The 18452-nt window shown below is 73.0% G+C and carries 21 protein-coding genes; all 21 read left to right on the top strand.

The genetic code is table 11. The features are described from left to right. Nucleotides 1–76 precede the first annotated feature (76 nt). The gene (locus AB0230_RS02350; RefSeq protein ID WP_363392922.1) at nucleotides 77–703 is read left to right on the top strand and encodes a FliH/SctL family protein; all 627 of its coding nucleotides are present in this window, start codon (nucleotides 77–79) and stop codon (nucleotides 701–703) included. Next, the gene (locus AB0230_RS02345; RefSeq protein WP_315993261.1) at nucleotides 700–2025 is read left to right on the top strand and encodes a FliI/YscN family ATPase; all 1326 of its coding nucleotides are present in this window, start codon (nucleotides 700–702) and stop codon (nucleotides 2023–2025) included. Before AB0230_RS02350 ends, AB0230_RS02345 begins: the two co-directional genes overlap by 4 nt. Continuing rightward, complete coding sequence (locus AB0230_RS02340; protein ID WP_363578748.1) at nucleotides 2022–2447, top strand: flagellar FliJ family protein; 426 nt, start codon at nucleotides 2022–2024, stop codon at nucleotides 2445–2447. The genes AB0230_RS02345 and AB0230_RS02340 overlap by 4 nt, the downstream gene beginning before the upstream one ends. Continuing rightward, nucleotides 2444–2827: a hypothetical protein gene (locus tag AB0230_RS02335; protein WP_315993259.1), complete on the top strand. Its 384-nt coding sequence runs from the start codon at nucleotides 2444–2446 to the stop codon at nucleotides 2825–2827. Before AB0230_RS02340 ends, AB0230_RS02335 begins: the two co-directional genes overlap by 4 nt. Then, nucleotides 2824–5193, top strand: coding sequence for a hypothetical protein (locus AB0230_RS02330; RefSeq protein ID WP_366373758.1), 2370 nt, complete (start codon nucleotides 2824–2826; stop codon nucleotides 5191–5193). Before AB0230_RS02335 ends, AB0230_RS02330 begins: the two co-directional genes overlap by 4 nt. An 11-nt stretch (nucleotides 5194–5204) precedes the next feature. Next, nucleotides 5205–5636: a flagellar hook capping FlgD N-terminal domain-containing protein gene (locus AB0230_RS02325; protein ID WP_315993257.1), complete on the top strand. Its 432-nt coding sequence runs from the start codon at nucleotides 5205–5207 to the stop codon at nucleotides 5634–5636. A gap of 66 nt (nucleotides 5637–5702) precedes the next feature. Continuing rightward, entirely contained in the window at nucleotides 5703–6866 is a 1164-nt protein-coding gene (locus AB0230_RS02320) for a flagellar hook protein FlgE (protein ID WP_315993256.1), read from the top strand. A gap of 105 nt (nucleotides 6867–6971) precedes the next feature. After that, nucleotides 6972–7190, top strand: a complete 219-nt coding sequence (locus AB0230_RS02315; RefSeq protein WP_363392904.1) for a flagellar FlbD family protein — start codon at nucleotides 6972–6974, stop codon at nucleotides 7188–7190. Nucleotides 7191–7195: 5 nt separating this feature from the next. After that, the gene (locus AB0230_RS02310; protein WP_366373755.1) at nucleotides 7196–7999 is read left to right on the top strand and encodes a MotA/TolQ/ExbB proton channel family protein; all 804 of its coding nucleotides are present in this window, start codon (nucleotides 7196–7198) and stop codon (nucleotides 7997–7999) included. Further along, a complete protein-coding gene (locus AB0230_RS02305; RefSeq protein ID WP_366373753.1) occupies nucleotides 7996–8808 on the top strand; it encodes a flagellar motor protein MotB in 813 nt (270 codons plus the stop codon). The genes AB0230_RS02310 and AB0230_RS02305 overlap by 4 nt, the downstream gene beginning before the upstream one ends. A gap of 29 nt (nucleotides 8809–8837) precedes the next feature. After that, nucleotides 8838–9734: a flagellar motor switch protein FliM gene (locus AB0230_RS02300; protein WP_315993252.1), complete on the top strand. Its 897-nt coding sequence runs from the start codon at nucleotides 8838–8840 to the stop codon at nucleotides 9732–9734. Beyond that, nucleotides 9731–10387 (top strand): FliM/FliN family flagellar motor switch protein, encoded by a 657-nt coding sequence (locus tag AB0230_RS02295; RefSeq protein ID WP_366373751.1) that lies wholly within the window; start codon nucleotides 9731–9733, stop codon nucleotides 10385–10387. Before AB0230_RS02300 ends, AB0230_RS02295 begins: the two co-directional genes overlap by 4 nt. Further along, entirely contained in the window at nucleotides 10384–10845 is a 462-nt protein-coding gene (locus AB0230_RS02290) for a flagellar biosynthetic protein FliO (RefSeq protein ID WP_366373749.1), read from the top strand. The genes AB0230_RS02295 and AB0230_RS02290 overlap by 4 nt, the downstream gene beginning before the upstream one ends. Nucleotides 10846–10960: 115 nt before the next feature. After that, a complete protein-coding gene (gene fliP / locus AB0230_RS02285; RefSeq protein ID WP_366373747.1) occupies nucleotides 10961–11794 on the top strand; it encodes a flagellar type III secretion system pore protein FliP in 834 nt (277 codons plus the stop codon). Continuing rightward, complete coding sequence (fliQ, locus tag AB0230_RS02280; RefSeq protein ID WP_076674472.1) at nucleotides 11791–12069, top strand: flagellar biosynthesis protein FliQ; 279 nt, start codon at nucleotides 11791–11793, stop codon at nucleotides 12067–12069. The genes fliP and fliQ overlap by 4 nt, the downstream gene beginning before the upstream one ends. Then, complete coding sequence (locus AB0230_RS02275; protein ID WP_366373745.1) at nucleotides 12066–12827, top strand: flagellar biosynthetic protein FliR; 762 nt, start codon at nucleotides 12066–12068, stop codon at nucleotides 12825–12827. The genes fliQ and AB0230_RS02275 overlap by 4 nt, the downstream gene beginning before the upstream one ends. Beyond that, nucleotides 12824–13927 carry an EscU/YscU/HrcU family type III secretion system export apparatus switch protein gene (locus AB0230_RS02270; RefSeq protein WP_366373743.1) on the top strand — a complete coding sequence of 368 codons (1104 nt, stop codon included), beginning with the start codon at nucleotides 12824–12826 and terminating at the stop codon, nucleotides 13925–13927. Before AB0230_RS02275 ends, AB0230_RS02270 begins: the two co-directional genes overlap by 4 nt. 88 nt (nucleotides 13928–14015) lie before the next feature. Further along, nucleotides 14016–16076 (top strand): flagellar biosynthesis protein FlhA, encoded by a 2061-nt coding sequence (locus tag AB0230_RS02265; RefSeq protein WP_315993246.1) that lies wholly within the window; start codon nucleotides 14016–14018, stop codon nucleotides 16074–16076. A 92-nt stretch (nucleotides 16077–16168) separates the two neighbouring features. Continuing rightward, complete coding sequence (gene csrA / locus AB0230_RS02260; protein WP_315993245.1) at nucleotides 16169–16417, top strand: carbon storage regulator CsrA; 249 nt, start codon at nucleotides 16169–16171, stop codon at nucleotides 16415–16417. Nucleotides 16418–16548: 131 nt separating this feature from the next. After that, nucleotides 16549–17031 (top strand): flagellar protein FlgN, encoded by a 483-nt coding sequence (locus tag AB0230_RS02255; RefSeq protein ID WP_315993244.1) that lies wholly within the window; start codon nucleotides 16549–16551, stop codon nucleotides 17029–17031. A gap of 4 nt (nucleotides 17032–17035) precedes the next feature. Continuing rightward, the gene (flgK, locus tag AB0230_RS02250) at nucleotides 17036–18442 is read left to right on the top strand and encodes a flagellar hook-associated protein FlgK (protein WP_366373740.1); all 1407 of its coding nucleotides are present in this window, start codon (nucleotides 17036–17038) and stop codon (nucleotides 18440–18442) included. The last annotated feature ends 10 nt before the right edge of the window (nucleotides 18443–18452 follow it).

Raw genomic sequence — 18452 nt, 5'->3', positions numbered from 1 at the left:
ATAGTGGGGCGCGAGCACGGATCGCTCGACGACCTGGCCACGGATCGGCTTCGCCACAACCCGCAGGGTGACCGCCGTGACCGATGCAACCTTCACACCGCTGGTGCCGCCGCGCCTGGGCGGGAGCGTGCCGGACGCTCGCGCGATCAGCGAGAAGGCGCGCGTGCGCGGGTACGCCGACGGGTTCGCGGAGGGGCGTCGGCGCGCCGCGGAGGAGCTCGCGCAGGCCCGCGTCGCGCTCGAGGCGCGCATCGCGCAGCAGGAAGCCGAGGCGCGGGAGACGCTGCGCACGGCGCTCGCCGCGGTGGACGCGGTCCGCACCGATCTCGACGGGCGTCTCGCGGCTCTCGTCGCCGCCGACGCCGAGCGGCTCGAGGAATTGGCGATCGACCTCGCCGAGACGATCCTCGACGGGGAGCTCTCGGATGCCGCGCGCTCGGCCGCGCACGCGATGCGACGCGCCGTGGCCGAGGCCCCCGTCTCGACGTGGGTGCGCGCGCACCTCGCCGAGCGAGACGTGCGCACGCTCCGCGACAGCGCATCGCCGGTCCTGGCGACGGCGGAGGTCGTCGCCTCGGACGCCGTCGACGCGGGCGGGGCGATCGTGGAGCTCGCGGACGCCCGCGTGGACACCCGTGTCTCCTCGGCCCTCGCCCGCGCCCGCGCGGCGCTGCGCAGCGCCGAGGGGGGTGAGCCCGCGTGAGCACCGCCACCGCGTCGTGGCGACGCGTGCTGACCGCCGCGCGACCGGAGCGCGCCGGCACGGTCACGGCCGTGGTGGGTCTCGGGGTCGAGGTGCTCGGCATCCGGGCCGCCGTCGGCGATCGCGTGCGCATCGCGGCGGCGAACGGGCGCGGCGTCGAGGCGGAGGTCGTCGCCGTGGAGGGGGCGCGCTCGCATTGCATGCCCCTGGCGCCGCTCGCCGGGATCACGGCGGGTGCGGCGGTGCACCACGTCGGCGCCGCGGCGCTCGTGCCCACCGGACCCGCGCTGCTCGGGCGGGTGCTCGACGGACTCGGACGCCCCATCGACGATCAGGGACCGCTCGTCGCCGCCCGGCGCGTCGCGCTGGGCAACGACGCGCCCAGCGTGCTCGGCCGCCGCCGCATCGATCGTCAGCTCGGCCTCGGGGTGCGCGTGCTCGACACCATGACGCCGGTCGGGGTGGGACAGCGCCTCGGTCTGTTCGCGGGCTCCGGCGTGGGCAAGTCGTCGCTGCTGTCGATGATCGCGCGCGGATCCACCGCGGACGTCACCGTCATCGCGCTCGTGGGCGAGCGCGGTCGCGAGGTGCGCGAGTTCCTCGAAGACGATCTGGGGCCCGAGGGCCTCGCCCGCTCGGTGGTGGTCGTGGCCACCTCGGATCAGCCGGCGATGGCCCGCCTGCGCTCGGCGTTCCTCGCCACGCGCATCGCCGAGGCGTTCCGCGACGAGGGTCGCGACGTCGTGCTGATGATGGACTCGCTCACGCGGGTGGCGATGGCCCAGCGCGAGATCGGCCTGTCGGCGGGGGAGCCTCCGGCGACACGGGGCTACCCGCCCTCGACGTTCTCGGTGCTCGCGGCCCTTCTGGAGCGCGCCGGTACGGGCCCGGCGGGCTCGATCACGGGGCTCTACACCGTGCTCGTCGACGGAGACGACCACAACGAACCGATCGCGGACGCCGCTCGCGGCATCCTGGACGGTCACGTGGTGCTCGACCGCGCCCTCGCGGTGCGCGGGCACTTCCCCGCGGTGGACGTGCTCGGATCGGTCTCGCGGGTGGTGGGCAAGGTGACCACGCCCGATCAACGGCAGCGGGCAGTGATCCTGCGCAGCGTCCTCGCCGCGCGTCGGCAGGCGAACGACCTGATCGACATCGGCGCGTACACGCGGGGGGCGAACCCCCTGGTGGATGCCGCTCTGCTCCACCAGCGCGGAATCGACGCGTTCCTCACGCAATCGATCGACGAGCACTCCACGACGGACGAATCCTGGCGGCATCTGACCGCCCTCACCGAGACCTTCGGAGGCCTGAACCCATGACCTTTCCCCTCGCGGGTCTGCTTCGCGTGCGCGGCGTCCAGGAACGTGTCGCGGCGGAGGACGTCGCCCGCGCACGCACCGAGGTGCGGGCGGCCGAAGCAGCCGCGGAGCAGGCGGTGTCGAGCCTGAGCGCGATCGCGACGCAGATCGACGACCCCGCGACGTTGCGGGCCATGGCCGCCGCGCGCGCGGCCGGGCAGGCGTCGCTGGCCGACCTGCAGGTGCTCGCGCGCCTTCGGCGGGACGAAGCGGCGACCGCCGAAGCGGCGCACGTCGAGGCCCGCCGCGAACTGAAGGGTCTCGAGCGGCTCGAGGGCGCGCACCGGGCGCGCGAGCTCGAGACCGAGGCGCGTGCCGAGCAGAACGCGCTCGACGAGATCGCCACCACGCGCGCCGGTCGCAGCGAGGGGAGCGCGGCGTGAGCGTCGACGGCGTGCTCGGGCGCATCGAGGCGATCACGGGTCAGATCTCCTCGCTGCACCCGTCGTCCGCCACCGCCAAGACCGCCCCCGCGCAGACGACCGCCGCGGGCGGCGTCGCGGAGACCACGGCCACGGCGACGGCCTCGTCGAGCGCGGCGACGCGATTCGCCGACCTCCTCGAAGAGGCCGCGGCGGCCGCGCGGGAGCTCGGCACACCGACCACGTCGGCGACCCCCGCCTCCGCATCGACCGCGACGCGTCCCGCGAGCCAGGGGGATCTCGCAGCGGCGCTGCAGACGCTGTTCGCCGCGGGCACGACCGGAAGCGGCGGGCTCGGCGTCTCGGGCATCGCGTCCACCCTGACGGGACGTGGCGCATGACGCTTACGCCTCCGCCGGTCTCCGCGCCGGCGAACGCGTTCGGCGCCGGGGCGGCGACCGCGCCCCCGTCGGGTTCCGGTTCCGACACGGCGTCGGCGTTCGGCGACGCCTTCGCCCGTGCGGCCGACGCGCTCGCGCGGGGCGCCGACGTCCGCGTCGTGCCGGTGTCATCGACGGATGCCGGGGGACCGGCGTCGCCGGAGACCTCCTCTATCGCATCTCCGGCTCGGTCGGGTGAGGCGGCGCCCCGCGGGGGAGCGACGTCGGCGGAGAGTGGGGTGGCGGCATCCGCTCGGACGACGTCCGCGGTCGGCGGTCCGTCGGCTCCCGCGACGACGCGCGACGCCGACACGACGGCGCCCGCGAGGGATCATCCGCCGCTGATGACGATGCCGGCGCCCTGGGTCATGCCGCTTCCGCAGGGGGCGGTGCCCGCCGGAGTGGGACCCGCGCAGGTGTCACCCGCGGAAGCGACGCCCGCGGAGGCGTCGACCACGGGCGGCGCCCCCGCGGCGGTCCCGGCCGCGGGGACCGTGCCGGCCGGGCTGACTGGTGCGACGACGGCACAGGAGAAGACCCCCCGGGCCGCGAAGCCTACGGTCGCCGCGGATGCCGCCGAGCCGCCGGTGCTGCGGACGATGCCGGTGTGGATCGACGGCGCGCTGCCCGGCAGTGCGCCGGGGGAGGGGGAGCGACCCCGCCCCGTTCTGCGGACGATGCCCGCCGAGGCGACCCTCAGCCCGACCCCGGGGACTTCCGGGGCCGGAAGGGATGCGGAGGCGACCCCGCCCGCGGACGCTCGATGGCCGATCGACGGCGTTCCCGTCGGCGGCGCCCGATTCGGCGGGCGTTCGGAGGACGGGATCATCGCCTCCGCGGAGCTGCCGGCGACAACGGCCACCGCCCCCGCATCGCCCGTCGGGCACGCCGTCGGGGTCGCCTCGCCTGCCGGCGCCGCACCCGCGCCCGCCGGCGTCGCGACCTCGCCCGTCGGGGTCGCCTCGCCTGCCGGCGCCGCACCCGCGCCCGCCGGCGTCGCGACCTCGCCCGTCGGCGTCGCGACCTCGCCTGCCGGCGCCGCACCCGCGCCCGCAGGCGTCGCGACCTCGCCCGTCGGCGTCGCCATCTCGCCCGTCGGCGTTACGACCTCGCCCGCCGCAGCGGCTCCCGCGCCCGTAGCGGTTCCCGTCGCAACGGTTCCGCCCGCGGCCGTGGTGCCGGGTCTCGCCGCGCCGGGGGTTCCGGCGTCCGGCCTCGGTGCGTCGGGTGTCGCTGCATCCGCCGCCCTGTCCGCCGCCGTCGCCGTGCCGGCATCCCTCCCGTCCGCCCCCGCCGGCGCACCCGCCCCCGCCGGCGCACCCGCCCCCGCCGGCGCACCCGCCCCCGCCGGCGCACCCGCCCCCGCCGCCGTCGCCGTGCCGGCACCCCTCCCGTCCGCCCCCGCTGACGCACCCGCCCCCGCCGCCGGGGCCGCACCCGCCGCCGGGTCTCCCGCGCTGACGGGGCGAACGGTCTCGCCCTCCGTCCCGCCCACAGCCGACCCGCGCCCCGCATCGACCCAACAGACGTCGGGGGCGCACGGAGCGTCGACCGTGCCCGTCGGCGATGCCGAGCCGCCCACCCCGGTCGCGCCGTCACCGGCACCCGTGCTCACCCCCGCCGGCGGCCAGTCGGCGCCCGCATCCGCCGTGGCACCCGCGCCCGCCCCCGCACCGGGCGCCGCCGTCGTCTCCGCTGCGGCATCCGCGCCCCCGCGCACCTCCGCGGGCTCCGCCGTCCCCGCGCCGCTCACGCCCGCCGTCGGCGGCGCCGAGACCGCGGGTACCGCCGCTGCTTCGGCGGTCTCCGCTCCCGCCGCGACCCCGGTCGCGCCCGCGACACCGCCGCCGCCGACGGAGGCCGCGGTCCCGCGCGTGGTCGCGGCGCAGGTCGCGCCCGCGATCGTGCATCTCGCCCAGCGTCCGGCGGGGGTGCACGAGCTCGTGCTCACCGTGCGCCCCGACGCCCTCGGCCCGGTCACGGTCCGCGCCCGCATCGGCGCGGGCGGAGACGTGCGCGTCGAGCTCTCGGGAGCGACCGACGCGACACGCGAGATCCTGCGGAGCATGGTCTCCGATCTGCGGCGGGACCTCGCCGCGATCGTGCCCCACGCCCACCTCGCGGTGGGGCCGGGGGTCGGAGACAGCGGTGCGGGCGATCGCGGCCCGTCCGCCGGGTCCGGCGGTGCGCCCTCCGATGCCCAGCCCGACCCGCGCGACCGCGCCCGCGCGTCTGCGTCCCCCGCTTCCGACCCCCGGATCCCCCCGATCGGCGCGGCCGCGTCGCTCGACGTCGCCCGCGCCGGCGGGCTCGACATCTTCGCCTGAGAGGACCCCCCATGACCGTCGACGCCGTCACCGCGACAGCGAGCCCGTTCGCGACCGCTTCCCCCACCGCCGCGGCTCCGAAGAAGGAGCTCGACAGCGAGGTGTTCATGAAGCTGCTCGTCACGCAATTGACGAACCAGGACCCGTCCACCCCGATGGACACCAACCAGATGATCTCGCAGACGACCCAGCTGGCCATGATGGAGCAGCTCACCGCGATGAGCCGCAACAGCTCCGAGGCGTTCGCCCTCAACATGCGGCAGGCGGCCACCGCCCTGATCGGCCAGCGGGCCGGCTACCTCGACGCGGCCGGCGCCCCGGCTTCGGGGATCGTCTCGAAGGTGTCCTTCGAGGGATCCATCCCGCAGGTCACGATCGGCGACGTCACCGTGGCCCTCGACGCGATCACCTCGGTCACCCCCGCCACCTCCGCGACCCCCTGACGACCACCGTCCTGACGACCACCCCCTGACCTCCACCGCTCGACCACCGACACGAAAGAGACCCTCATGCTCCGTTCGCTCTTCTCCGGGATCTCCGGACTCCGCTCCCACCAGACGATGCTCGACACCACCGGCAACAACATCGCCAACGTCAACACGGCGGGCTTCAAGGGCTCCTCGGTCCTCTTCGAGGACTCGCTCTCGCAGGTCGTCGGCGAAGCCGGCATCCCGGATGCCGCGAACGGCGGTCGCAACCCCGCGCAGGTGGGTCTCGGCGTGCAGGTCGGCGGCATCCGCACCAACTTCGCCCAGGGGGCGGCCCAGACCACCGGCCGCGGCAGCGACCTGATGATCCAGGGCGACGGGTTCTTCGCGGTGCGCTCGGGCGGGGAGACCCTCTACACCCGCGCGGGCGGCTTCTCGTTCGACGGTCAGGGCAAGATGGTCACCGCCGACGGCTCGCTCGTGCAGGGCTGGTCGGCGCAGAACGGGGCGGTCGACACCGGTCAGGTGCCCGGTACCATCTCGATCCCGCAGGACCTCGTCTCGGCCGCCCGGGCGACCACGACCTCGACCGCGACCGGCAACCTGCCCTCCACCGCCGCGGTCGGAACGCAGCTCGTGCGCGACATCGCGGTCTACGACGCCCAGGGCACGAAGACCTCGCTGAGCCTGACGTTCACGCGCACGGCCGCCGGCTGGGACGTCGCCGAGCCCGTCAGCGGAGCGACCGGTGCCCTCGCCTTCACCGACGGACGTCAGACCGCCGGTCTCACGCTGAACGCCGGGGGGATCGCCGTCGACCTCAGCGCGGTGACCGGCTTCGCCGACATGAGCACCATCGCCCTCACCGGCCAGAACGGCGCCGCCGCGGGCACGCTGAAGTCCTACGCGATCACCGCGGACGGCTCGGTCGTGGGCACCTTCAGCAACGGGCGCACCGAGACCCTCGCGAAGATCGCCATGGCGACTTTCGCCAACGCCGAGGGGCTCGAGAAGGTCGGCGGCACGGCGTACCGTGCGAGCGTCAACAGCGGAGAGGCGCAGATCGGCGAGGCAGGGCAAGCCGGTGTCGGCTCGCTGCTGTCCGGCGCGCTGGAGATGAGCAACGTCGACCTCTCGCAGGAGTTCACCAACCTCATCGTCGCGCAGCGCGGCTTCCAGGCGAGCGCGCGCGTCATCACCACGAGCGACGAGGTGCTGCAGGAGCTGACCAACCTCAAGCGCTGATCCCGCGATCGCCACCCGCGCGGCCCGCCCGAGTTACCCCGGGCGGGCCGCGTCGCGATAGTCCGCCCCGTCCCCTCCCGCAGCGAAAGCCGAGACCGTCCCCGAATGATCACGCTCACCCGCCTCGACCACACGCGGTTCGCGGTGAACCCCGATCTCATCGAGCGCGTGCACGAGTCTCCCGACACGACCCTGCACATGGTCGACGGCCGGGTGTACAACGTCGAGGAGAGCCTCGACGAGCTGATCGCGCGGATCGTGGCCTACCGGGCGCGCGTGCTCGCCGCGGCGTCCGCGCTCTCGGCTCCCGCCGCCCAGGACTGACCGACGTGGACATCGCATTCATCATCGGCGTGGTCGCCGCCTTCGGCGCCCTGTACGCCATGATCACGATGGAGGGCGCGTCGCTGAGCGCGCTGTTCCTCCCCGCCCCCATGATCCTTGTGCTCGGGTCGACCATCGGCGTCGGCATCGCCAGCCACACCCTGCGTGACGCGATCGCCGCCTTCGGCTCCCTCGGTCGTATGGTGCGCGGCCCGCGGTCCACCCCTTCCGCCGTCATCCCGGTCCTCGTCGGCTACGCCGAGAAAGCCCGCACCGACGGGCTGCTGCGCCTGGAGGAGGAGCTCGGCTCCGCCCCCGACGACTACACGCGTCGCGCGGTGCAGGCCCTCGCCGACGGGGTGGATGCCGAAGACCTGCGCACCCTGATGCTCGACGAGATCGACTCGGAATCGGCGCGCAACCGCGTCTCGGCGAAATTCTTCGCCTCGCTCGGCGGATACGCGCCCACGATCGGCATCGTCGGCACGGTCGTCTCGCTCACGCACGTGCTCGAGAACCTCAGCAAGCCCGACGAACTCGGGCACATGATCGCCGCGGCCTTCGTCGCCACGCTCTGGGGTCTGCTCTCGGCCAACTTCATCTGGAACCCCATCGCGGGCCGGCTGAACCGCATGGCCACCCTCGAGCAGGAGCGGATGACGCTGGTGTGCGAGGGCATCCTCGCGATCCAGGCGGGGAGTGCGCCCCGGTTGCTCGAGGAGCGTCTGCTCGCGATGACGACCTCCGCCCCGGCGAAGAAGAAGCCACCGCGCGCCGACGCCGCCCCCGCGGTGGAGGACGCCGCGTGACGAGCGCCCCGCGCGCGGGCGGACGGGGGCATGAGGATGCCGCGCACGACGAGCCCGACGAGCGATGGGCCGTGTCGTACGCCGACATGGTGACCGTGCTGATGTGCCTGTTCATCGTGCTGTACGCCGTGTCGGTCGTCGATGAGACGAAGTACGACCAGCTCAAGAACGGCCTCGCGGCTGCATTCGGCCAGTCGCAGGTGGAGGGCGGTGGCGATCTCACCGAGGGGCTGGTCATCCCGCCCGAGCTGCTCGACGACAACGGCGTGCGCGATGTCGCGGCACGCGCCGCGCAGGAGCTGGACGGCCTCGAGAAGATGCGTCAGCAGATCACCGACGCCCTGGCATCCCAGGGTCTGCAGGACACGGTCGACTTCGTCATCGACGACCGCGGCCTGAAGATCGGGCTGGTGGGGGCCGAGACGTTCTTCGCCGACAACCGGGCGGATCTGAGCGAGAAGGCCGATCGCGTCCTCAGCCTGATCGGCGACGTGCTCGCGGCCACCGACAACCAGATCAGCATCGAGGGCCACGCCGATCACCGCGCCGCCGTCCCGCCGTTCGAGAGCAACTGGGAGCTCAGCAGCGGACGCGCGACGAAGGTGGCGCGCTTCCTCGTCGAGCAGAAGAGCATCGCCGGCACGCGCGTCCAGGCGGTGGGGTTCTCCGACCAGCGTCCGATCGTCGTCGGCGACAGCGTCGAGGACCTCGCCGCGAACCGCCGCGTCGACATCGTCGTGCTGTCCACCGCCGACGAGCAGGTGCGCTCCCTCATCCCCGGCCTCGTGCAGGCCGCCGCGCAGAGTTGACCCGTGAACAATCCCCTGGAGGACAGGCCATGACGACAGCGGCCGTTCGCGACGACCCCCTTCGTCGCTATCCCGCGTACGACTTCAGTCGACCGGCGCAGCTGGGCCGCGAGCACACGCGCCAGCTCGAGGCGGCGTTCGAGACGTTCGCGCGCCAGTGGGCCTCGCAGCTGACGGCCAAGGTGCGCCTGCGCACCCACCTCGTCCCGGAGGGGCTCGAGCTGGTGTCGTACCAGGAGTACGCCGACACCCTCCCGACGACCACGGCCATGGTGGCCGGCTCCACCGCGGGGCGCGAGGAGCCCTGCGTCGTGCAGTTCGGTCTCGACAGCGCGCTGGCCTGGGTCGTGCAGATGCTGGGCGGGAAGCCCGGTGGAGGCGTCGAGGCGCGCACGCTCACGCCGATCGAGACGGCGCTGATCCTGCAGGTGATGGACGGCACCTTCGAACTGCTCAGCGCGTGCATGGGCCCGCTGCTGCCGGGGGCGGTGACCTTCTCGGGACTGCACTACAACCCGCAGTACATGCAGGTCATCTCGCCGGGGGAGGCCGTCATCGTGGCGCGCTTCGCGATGAGCGCGGGCGAGGCCCGCAGCACGGCGACGGTGATGCTCCCGGCCGCGATCGTCGTGGACCAGCTCGCCGAGAGCGACCGTCACGCCGCCAACGCCCACCGCGACGGCGCGATGCGCGACCAGCTGAACGACACCCCGCTCGAGGTGTCATTACGCATCTCGCCCCGGGTGATCGGCGCCGGCGAGGTCCTCGACCTGGCGCCCGGCGACCTGCTGCGCTTCGCCCACCCCGAGACGAAACCGTTCGAACTCGTCGTCGGCGACACCCCGATCGCCCGCGCGGTCCCGGGGGCGCAGGGCTCGCGCCTCGCCTGCACCATCACCACCATCCACGAGGAGAAGACCCGATGAGCACCTTCCACGCCGCCGCCATGGCCGCCGCGATCGCGGCGAAGCTCCCCTTCGCGTTCCCGGTGCTCCCCGCCCCCTCGACCGACCCGGGGGCCACCGGTCGCGCCGTGGCCGTCGCCTTCGCCGGTGCCCCCGGCGCCACCGTCGCGATCCAGGTCGCCGACGTCGCGACGCTCGACGACGGCTCCGCCGGGAGCGCCCTCGTCGACCGTCTGCATCCCGTGTTCGAAGCGGCGGTCGCCGTGCTGGGCGCCGGCACGCTCGGCGACGGCGAGGAGGTCGACGCGGCGGGGGTGTTCACGGTTCCCGGCGCCCAGGTCTTCGACCTCGTGCGCGAGGACGGCTCGGTCGTCGCGCGCGCGGCGATCCGCATCGACGACGCCGCCGCGGCGGCCCCGGCCGCCCCCACGCGCATCAGCCGCATCGCCGGCGTCGAGATGGAGCTCGTCGTCGAGATCGGCCGCACGCGCATGGCGGTGCGCGACGTGCTCTCGCTCGAACCCGGTCGGGTGGTCGAGCTCGACCGCGCGGCCGGCTCACCCGCCGACATCACCCTCAACGGACGCCTGATCGGTCACGGCACCGTCGTGGTGGCCGACGGCGATTACGCGGTGCGCGTCGAGCGCATCATCGACCAGGCGGAGACCGCATGAGCGGCGACGAGCTGCTCCTGGCGCTGCGCACGATCGTCTCGCTCGCGGCCGTCGTCGGGCTGCTGCTGTTCCTCGGCCGTCGGCTGCAGAAGGGGCAGGCCGCGGGCGGCAGCCCCTTCGCAGCGCTCGTGCCGCGTCGCCTGGGCCGTCTGCGCGAGCTCACCGGCGCGCGTGCCGCCGCCGCTCCGCGCGCCAAGGCGGAGAAGATCACGCTCGTCGCCCGCACCACCCTCGGCGCCAAGGCGCAGCTCGTCGTCGCCGAGTTCGGCGGCATCCGCTACGTCCTGGGCGTGAGCGAGAAGGGCATCGACGTCGTCGACACCCAGGAGGCCCCGACGGCCGCGGTCGACGCGTCCGAGGTGGACGCGTCCGGGGGCGACGCGTCCGAGAACGTGATCCCGCTCGCCGACGCCGGCGGGACCCGCGGGGAGGATGCCGGGACGAGCACCGCCGCCTGATCGGGCCGCGTGGTCGGTTACGCCCGCCGCCACCGTCGCGATAGTCGGTCGCGAGCACGGATCGCTCGCACCCCTGGCTACGGATCGGCCTCGACACCCTCGCGAAAGTGCCGTCGTGCCCGCATCCCCCTCCTGCGCCGTCGCGGTGCGCGTGGATCGCCGGGATCCGCGGCGACGGACGCACGTCGCGGGGTGGGCGGCCGCGGGCGTCGCTGCGCTCGCGCTCGTCGGCGCGCTCGACCTGCTCACGGCGCACAGCGCGTCCGCCGCGACCGGGGAGTCCGGCGGCATCAGCATCAACGGGATCAACGGGTCGCCCTCCGACAGCATCACCACGCTGCTCGGCATCACGGTGCTCAGCGTCGCCCCGGCACTGCTGCTGATGATGACCAGCTTCACGAAGATCTTCGTCGTGCTCGCGCTCACCCGGAACGCGCTGTCGCTTCCGTCCATCCCGCCCAACCAGGTGCTCGCGGGCCTCAGTCTTTTCTTGACGCTGTTCATCATGTGGCCGGTGCTCGCCGACATCAATCAGGTGGCCGTCACGCCCTTCACCTCCGGGCAGATCGACTTCGGTCAGGCCTTCGACGCGGCCCAGCAGCCGCTGCGCACGTGGATGCTGCACTTCACGCGCGAGGAGGACATCGCCCTGATGCACCGCGCGGCGCAGATGGACAACCCGGCGGCGCCCGACAGCATCCCGCTGTACACGCTCATCCCGGCCTTCATGCTGAGCGAGCTGCGGGCGGCGTTCGTGATCGGCTTCATCGTCTTCATCCCGTTCCTGATCATCGACCTCGTCGTCTCGAGCGCCCTGATGTCGATGGGCATGATGATGCTCCCGCCGGTCATGATCTCGCTGCCGTTCAAGATCCTGCTGTTCCTCCTCGTCGACGGGTGGGGGCTGGTGATCACCTCGCTGGTGCAGTCGTATCGGGGTGCCGGATGAAGCCCGAGGCGGTCATGGACATCGGCCTGAGCGCCCTGATGCTCGCGGCGAAGCTGAGTGCGCCGCTGCTCATCACGGCGCTGGTCGTCGGCTTCGCCATCTCGCTGCTGCAGTCGATCACGCAGGTGCAGGAGATGACGATGTCGTTCGTGCCGAAGCTCATCGCCGTGGGCATCGCGCTGCTGGTGTGCGGCAACTGGATGATCGCCGAGAGCATCGCGTTCACGAACGAATTGTTCGCGCGGATCCCCTCGTTGCTGAACGGCGGCGGATGAACCTCGCGATCGACTTCGCGTGGCTCGAGGCCACGGCCCTGGCCATCGTGCGCATCACGGCGTTCCTGGTCATCGCTCCGCCCTTCAGCCACGGGGCGATCCCGCTGCGCATCCGCGCCATGCTCGGCGTCGGCCTGGGCCTGGCCGTCTCACCCGTCGTCGTCGCCGGCTATCAGCGCCTCGACACCGGCGGATTTCTGCTCGCGCTCGCCGGTCAGGTGCTCGTGGGCAGCCTGCTCGGCTTCCTCGTGCTCGTGCTGTTCAGCGCGGTGCAGAGCGCCGGCTTCCTCGTCGACACCTTCGGCGGCTTCCAGCTCGCCCAGGCTTACGACCCCGGGATGAACGTCAACGGCGCCCAGTTCACGCGCCTGTTCCAGATGACGGCGATCCTGCTGCTCTTCGCCTCCAACGGCTATCAGCTCGTGCTCGGCGGTCTGTTCCGCTCGTTCGACGCCGTCTCCGTCGCCGGGACCATCGACCTCGGACGACCCGCCGAGGTGCTCACCGACGCGGTCGGGCAGATGCTCGTCAGCGCCGTGCAGATCGCCGGCCCGCTGCTGATCGTGCTGTTCCTCGCGGACGTGGGCCTCGGGCTCGTCTCCCGCGTCGCACCGGCGCTGAACGCGTTCGCCCTCGGCTTCCCCATCAAGATCGCGCTGACCCTGCTGCTGGTCGGATTCGTCTTCACCGCCCTCCCGGCCATCGTCTCCTCGCTCGCGGGCGACGCCGCGCAGGTGCTGATCGGGGTGACGCGATGAGCGGGACCGATACGGGGGAGCGCACCGAGAAGGCGACCCCGGAGCGCCTGCGCAAGGCGATCCGCAAGGGGCAGATCGGCCGGAGCCAGGACTTCACGGCGTGGGTGTGCATCGGCGCCGCGGGCGTGATGATCCCGTCGACGGTGGATGCCGCGTCCCGAGCCGTGTCGCAGCCCCTGGGGGCCCTCGCCGCGGTGGCGCGCGACCCGGATTCCGCGCGGGCGATCGAGGCGATCGGCCACGCCGTCGGCACGGTCGGCGAGGTACTCGCCCCGCTGCTCGTCGTGGTGCTGGTGGCCACGACCGCCACGGCCATCGCGCAGGGCGGCATCCGGTTGCGCGGCATCCCGACGCGCGTCGAGCAGTTCGACATCGTGGCGGGACTGAAACGCACTGTGGGCAAAGCAGCCCTGTGGGAGGGCGCGAAGGCGCTGCTGAAGACGGCCGCCATCGGCGCCGCCCTGTGGATCGTCGTCGCCGGCCTCGTCCCCGTGCTGATGGGCAGCGGCCGTCACACCGTCGGCTGGCTCCTGGAGCTGGCCGGCGGGGGAGTGGCGACCCTGTTGCAGGTCGCGGTGGCCGTGGGCCTGCTCCTCGCCGCGATCGACGTCTTCGTGGTGATGAAGCGCAACCGCCAGCACACGCGCATGACGAAGCAGGAAGCGCGCGACGAGCACAAGAAGAGCGAGGGCGACCCGCTCATCAAGTCGCAGCGTCGAGCGCGTCAGATGGCGGTGAGCCGCAACCGCATGATCGCGGCCGTCGCCGACAGCGACGTCGTCCTTCTGAATCCGACGCACATCGCCGTGGCCTTGCGCTACGAGCCGGGCCGGTCGGCCCCGCGCGTGGTCGCGAAGGGCGCCGGGGTCATCGCGCAGAAGATCCGCGAGCGCGCCGAGAGCGCGAAGGTGCCGATGGTGCGCGATGTCGCGCTCGCGCGGGCGCTGCACGCGGCGGTGGACGTGGGGCACGAGATCCCCGAGCACCTCTACACCGCGGTCGCGCAGGTGCTCGCCTTCGTGCAGCAGCTGCACAAGAGGGGGTCGCGGGCGGGAACGCACACCATGCCCCCCGCGGCCCTCGTCGGGCGCGAGCTGTGACCGCGCGCCCCGAGGCCGCGCGCCGAGCGACCGCGCGCCCGGCGACGAACCGACCCGGCCACGGGAACACCACGAGAGAGCGGGAATCATGATCGGTGGAGTGCTGTCGAAGGGCGCCGTCCCCCTCGGCGTCGTGGGGATCATCCTGCTGCTGATCGTGCCGATCCCGGCGGCGCTGCTCGACGTGCTCATCGTGTCGAACATCGCCTTCGCGCTGCTGATCCTGCTCACGGCGATGTTCGTGAAGAAGCCGCTCGACTTCTCCGTCTTCCCGAGCCTGCTGCTGGTGGCGACCCTGTTCCGGCTCGGTCTGAACGTGGCGTCCACGCGCCTGATCCTGGGCGAGGCGCACGCCGGCCAGGTCATCGCGGCGTTCGGTCAGATCACGATCAGCGGTTCGTTGGTCATCGGTGCGGTCATCTTCCTCATCCTGGCCGTCATCCAGTTCGTCGTCGTCACCAAGGGCGCGGAGCGCGTCGCGGAGGTCGGCGCCCGCTTCACCCTGGATGCCATGCCGGGCAAGCAGATGGCCATCGACGCCGACCTGAACGCGGGCCTCATCACCGACGAGGAGGCCCGCCGCCGGCGCGCCGAGGTCGCCGCCGAGTCGGACTTCTACGGCGCGATGGACGGAGCCAGCAAGTTCGTCAAGGGCGACGCGATCGCCGGCATCGTCATCCTGATCATCAACTTCGCCGGCGGCATCGTCATCGGCATGACCATGCACGGCATGAGCATCGACAAGGCGCTCGAGACGTACAGCCTGCTGACGATCGGCGACGGGCTCGTCACCCAGATCCCGGCTCTGCTGATGGCCGTGTCGACGGGCATGATCGTCACGCGCGAGAACGCCGAGGCCGAGCTCGGCCGGGCCGCGGGGCGCCAGCTGCTCCAGTCGCGCAACGCGCTCATCATCACGGCGATCGCGGCGCTGGGGATGGGGCTCATCCCCGGGATGCCCTTCCTGGCCTTCCTCGCGATCGGTGCGGTCCTGCTCTTCGCGGCGTCGCGCGTGAAGGCGAACGCGGATCGGGCCGCGGCCGACGAGGCCGACGCGCAGGCGCAGCTCGCCGTCGAGGCCGCGGCGGAGCGGCCGGACGACCTCATGGACACGATGCGCGTCCACGCGCTGGAGATCTCGCTCGCCCCCGACATCGTCGACCTGGCCGCGGGAGGGCAGGGCGACCTGCTCACCCGGGTGAAGGCGCTTCGGCGCAAGGTCGCCCTCGAGCTCGGCGCCCTCATGCCGCCGGTGCGCACGCGCGACAACGTCGAGCTGCCGTCCGAGACCTACGCGATCCTCGTCGCCGGCGTCGAGGCGGGCCGGGGGATCGTGCCCCGCGGGCACGTGCTGGCCCTCGGGACGGGGCTGGAGGGCCTGCCCGGGACGGCGGTGGTCGACCCGGTGTTCGGCCTCGAGGGCAAGTGGGTGCGCACGGAGATGTCGCACGCGGCCGACCTGGCCGGGGCGACGGTCATCGACCGATCCAGCGTCATCATCACCCACCTCTCCGACATCGTGCACGCGCACGCGCACCGGCTGCTCTCGCTCGAGGACGTGCGTCAGCTCACCGAGCACCTGAAGCAGACGAACCCCGCAGCCGTCGAGGAGCTCACCCCGACCCTCCTTCCCCTCGCCGTGGTGCAGCGGGTGCTCGCGAGCCTCCTCGCCGAGCGCGTGTCGATCAACGACCTCGGACGCATCTACGAGGCCCTCGCCCTCCGCGCGAAGTCGTCGACCGAGATCCCCTCCCTCGTCGAGGCCGCCCGCAGCGCCCTCGGCCCGGCGATCGCCGCGCGGTTCGCCCGCGAGGGGCGCCTGCGCGTCGTCATGTTCGACCCCGTGCTCGAGCAGCAGATGCTCGAGGGGCTCCGGCAGGTCGAGGGGCGTCCGCAGATCGTGCTGAGCGCCGAGGCGACGATGCAGCTGCTCGAGGGCATCCGCCGCACCGTCGGCGAGCTCGACCCCGCGGGCGCGGAGCCGATCCTGGTGTGCGCGCCGTCGCTGCGCCAGGGGGTGCGCGCCCTCGTGTCGGGTCAGGTCGCGGGGATGCCGATCCTGTCGTACGACGAAGCCGCGATCGGCGGTTTCGCGACCGACGTCGTCGGCGTCGTGCGCCTCGAGCAGGTCGCCATCGGCTCCGTATGAGGTGCTGAATCCGCTCGTCATCGAACGGAAAAGGTATATTCGTCGGCAGGACGGCGCTCCGCGCAGAAGCCAGGGAAGGCGGTCACTCCGACATGCTCGTACTCACACGACGACCCAACGAGAGCATCATGATCGGCGACGACGTGACGGTCACCGTGCTGGGGGTGACGGCGACGGGCGTGCGCATCGGCATCGACGCTCCCCGCGACACCCGCATCCACCGCAGCGAGATCGTGGTCGCCGTCGGCACCGAGAACCACGACGCCCTGAGGGCGGCCCGTTCCGACGAGGCGCAGAACGCCCTGCTGACGGCGCTTCGCGCGTCGACGCCGGCCGAGTAGGCCGCGCGCCGGCGGGCCGTCGCAGCACGGGCCCCGGCCGGGGCGGGTTACTGGGGCGTCGCCGCGTCGCGATAGTGGCTGTCGTGACGGGTGGACCTGTCACGACGACTCGACCCGAACGAGGAGACCCCGTGGCCGCCACCGACCTGAGCATGCAGCTGCTGCGTCAGCGTGAGCTGCTCGAGCTCATGCTGTTCAAGCTCGAGGAGCTCGAGATGCTCGTGACGACCGGGCGCACGCGCTGGGTCCAGCACGCCACGACCGAGGTCGAGCGCGTCGCGAAGGCCCTCGCCTCGGGGGCGATCCTGCGCGACACGATGTTCGTCGACGTCGCGACGGAGTGGGGCGCTCCGGAGGCGACCACGCTGCGCGAGCTCGTCGAGATCGCGCCGACCGAGGCGTGGCGCGAGGTCATGGGCTCCCACCACGCGGTGATGACCGGACTCGCCGACGAGATCGCCCAGAAGAGGAACACCGTCAATCAGCACCTGCGCACGGCACTGCGCGTGACGCAGGAGACGATCGCCGGGCTGGGCGAGCCCACCGGCGAGTACGCCGCGAGCGGGGCGCTCGTCGGCGGTGGCGGATCGCGTCTCCTCGACGTGCAGGTCTGAGCGCATGTCGACCTTCGCCGGACTCCAGGTCGCCGCGTCGGGCCTCGCCGCCGCGCGCGCCGGCATGACCGTCACCGGGCAGAACATCGCCAACGAGACCACCACCGGGTACACCCGCCAGCGCCTCGAGCAGACCTCGGTCGCGCCCGCCGGCACCGTCGCGGCGTGGGGATCGGGCCTGAACGTCGGCGGCGGCGTCGCGGTGACGGGCGTGGCGCGGCTGGGCGACGAGGTGCTGGACGCACGCGTGCGCGATGCGCTGTCGGCATCCGGGTTCTGGTCGACGCGCGCCGCCGCTGCGAGCGCGGCGGAGGCCGTGCTCGCCGAGCCGACGAAAGACGGTCTCGCCGCGAACCTCAACCGATTCTGGGCGGGCTGGGCCGATCTGGCGAACACCCCCGAGCCCGCCGCCGCGCAGGTGGTGCTGACCAACGCCTCGGTGCTGGCCGCGCAGATCGCCTCGGGCTACGACAGCGTGGTGGGGCAGTGGAGCGACCTGCGCGCTCAGGTCGATCGGCAGATCGCCGACGTCAACGTCACGGCGGCCCAGGTCGCGACCCTGAACGGGCAGATCCGCACGGCGCTGCAGTCGGGGCGCTCGGCCAACGAACTGATCGACCAGCGCAATGTGCTGGCGCAGCAGCTGTCCACCGTCGTGGGGGCCACCGGACGGCTCGAGGACGACGGCACGATGACCCTCCGCCTCGACGGCAACGCGCTGGTCGCGGGCGATTCCAGCCGCGCCCTGGTCGTGGCGGGACCGCGCGAGATGACCGATCCCGCGCGCCTCTCGATCTCCTGGACCGACCGTCCCGACGTCCCCGTCGCCGTGACCGGCGGGTCGGTCGGAGGTGCGCTGAGCGTCCTCGCACCGGCCTCCGAGGGGGGCACGCTGGCGGCGGTCGCCGACGCGTACAACGCGGTCGCGACCTCGCTCGCGACCGCGGTCAACGGCATCCATCGCTCCGGTCAGACCGCGACGGGCGCCGCCGGTGGGGATTTCTTCTCGGTGGATGCCACGGGTCCGGCCGCACGCGGACTGCGGGTCGTGCCGACGGGGCTCGACCAGCTCGCCCTCGCGGCACCGGGAGCGGGTGCGCGGGACACCTCGATCGCCGATCGCCTCTCGGTGCTCGGAACCTCTCCCACCGGTCCGTCGGCGACGTGGTCGAGCTTCGTGACGGGGTACGGCGTGGCGGTCGGGGGAGACGTGCAGCGCGCTGACACGGCGGATCGCAGCGCGATCGCGGCGATCAGCGGGCAGCAGTCGCAGGCCTCGGTCGACGGCGACGAAGAGACCATCAACCTCCTGAAGTACCAGACCGCGTATCAGGCGGCTGCCCGCGTGCTGACCGCGGTGGACGAGGCCCTCGACCTGCTCATCAACCGCGTCGGCCTCGTGGGCCGCTGACCCCGGAGTG

The organism is Microbacterium sp. NPDC089190, assembly GCF_040701795.1.
In the GTDB taxonomy this organism is placed as follows: Bacteria; Actinomycetota; Actinomycetes; order Actinomycetales; family Microbacteriaceae; genus Microbacterium; species Microbacterium galbum.
Note: the sequence above shows the minus strand (reverse complement) of the source record. Positions and strands in the feature narration are given on the sequence as shown.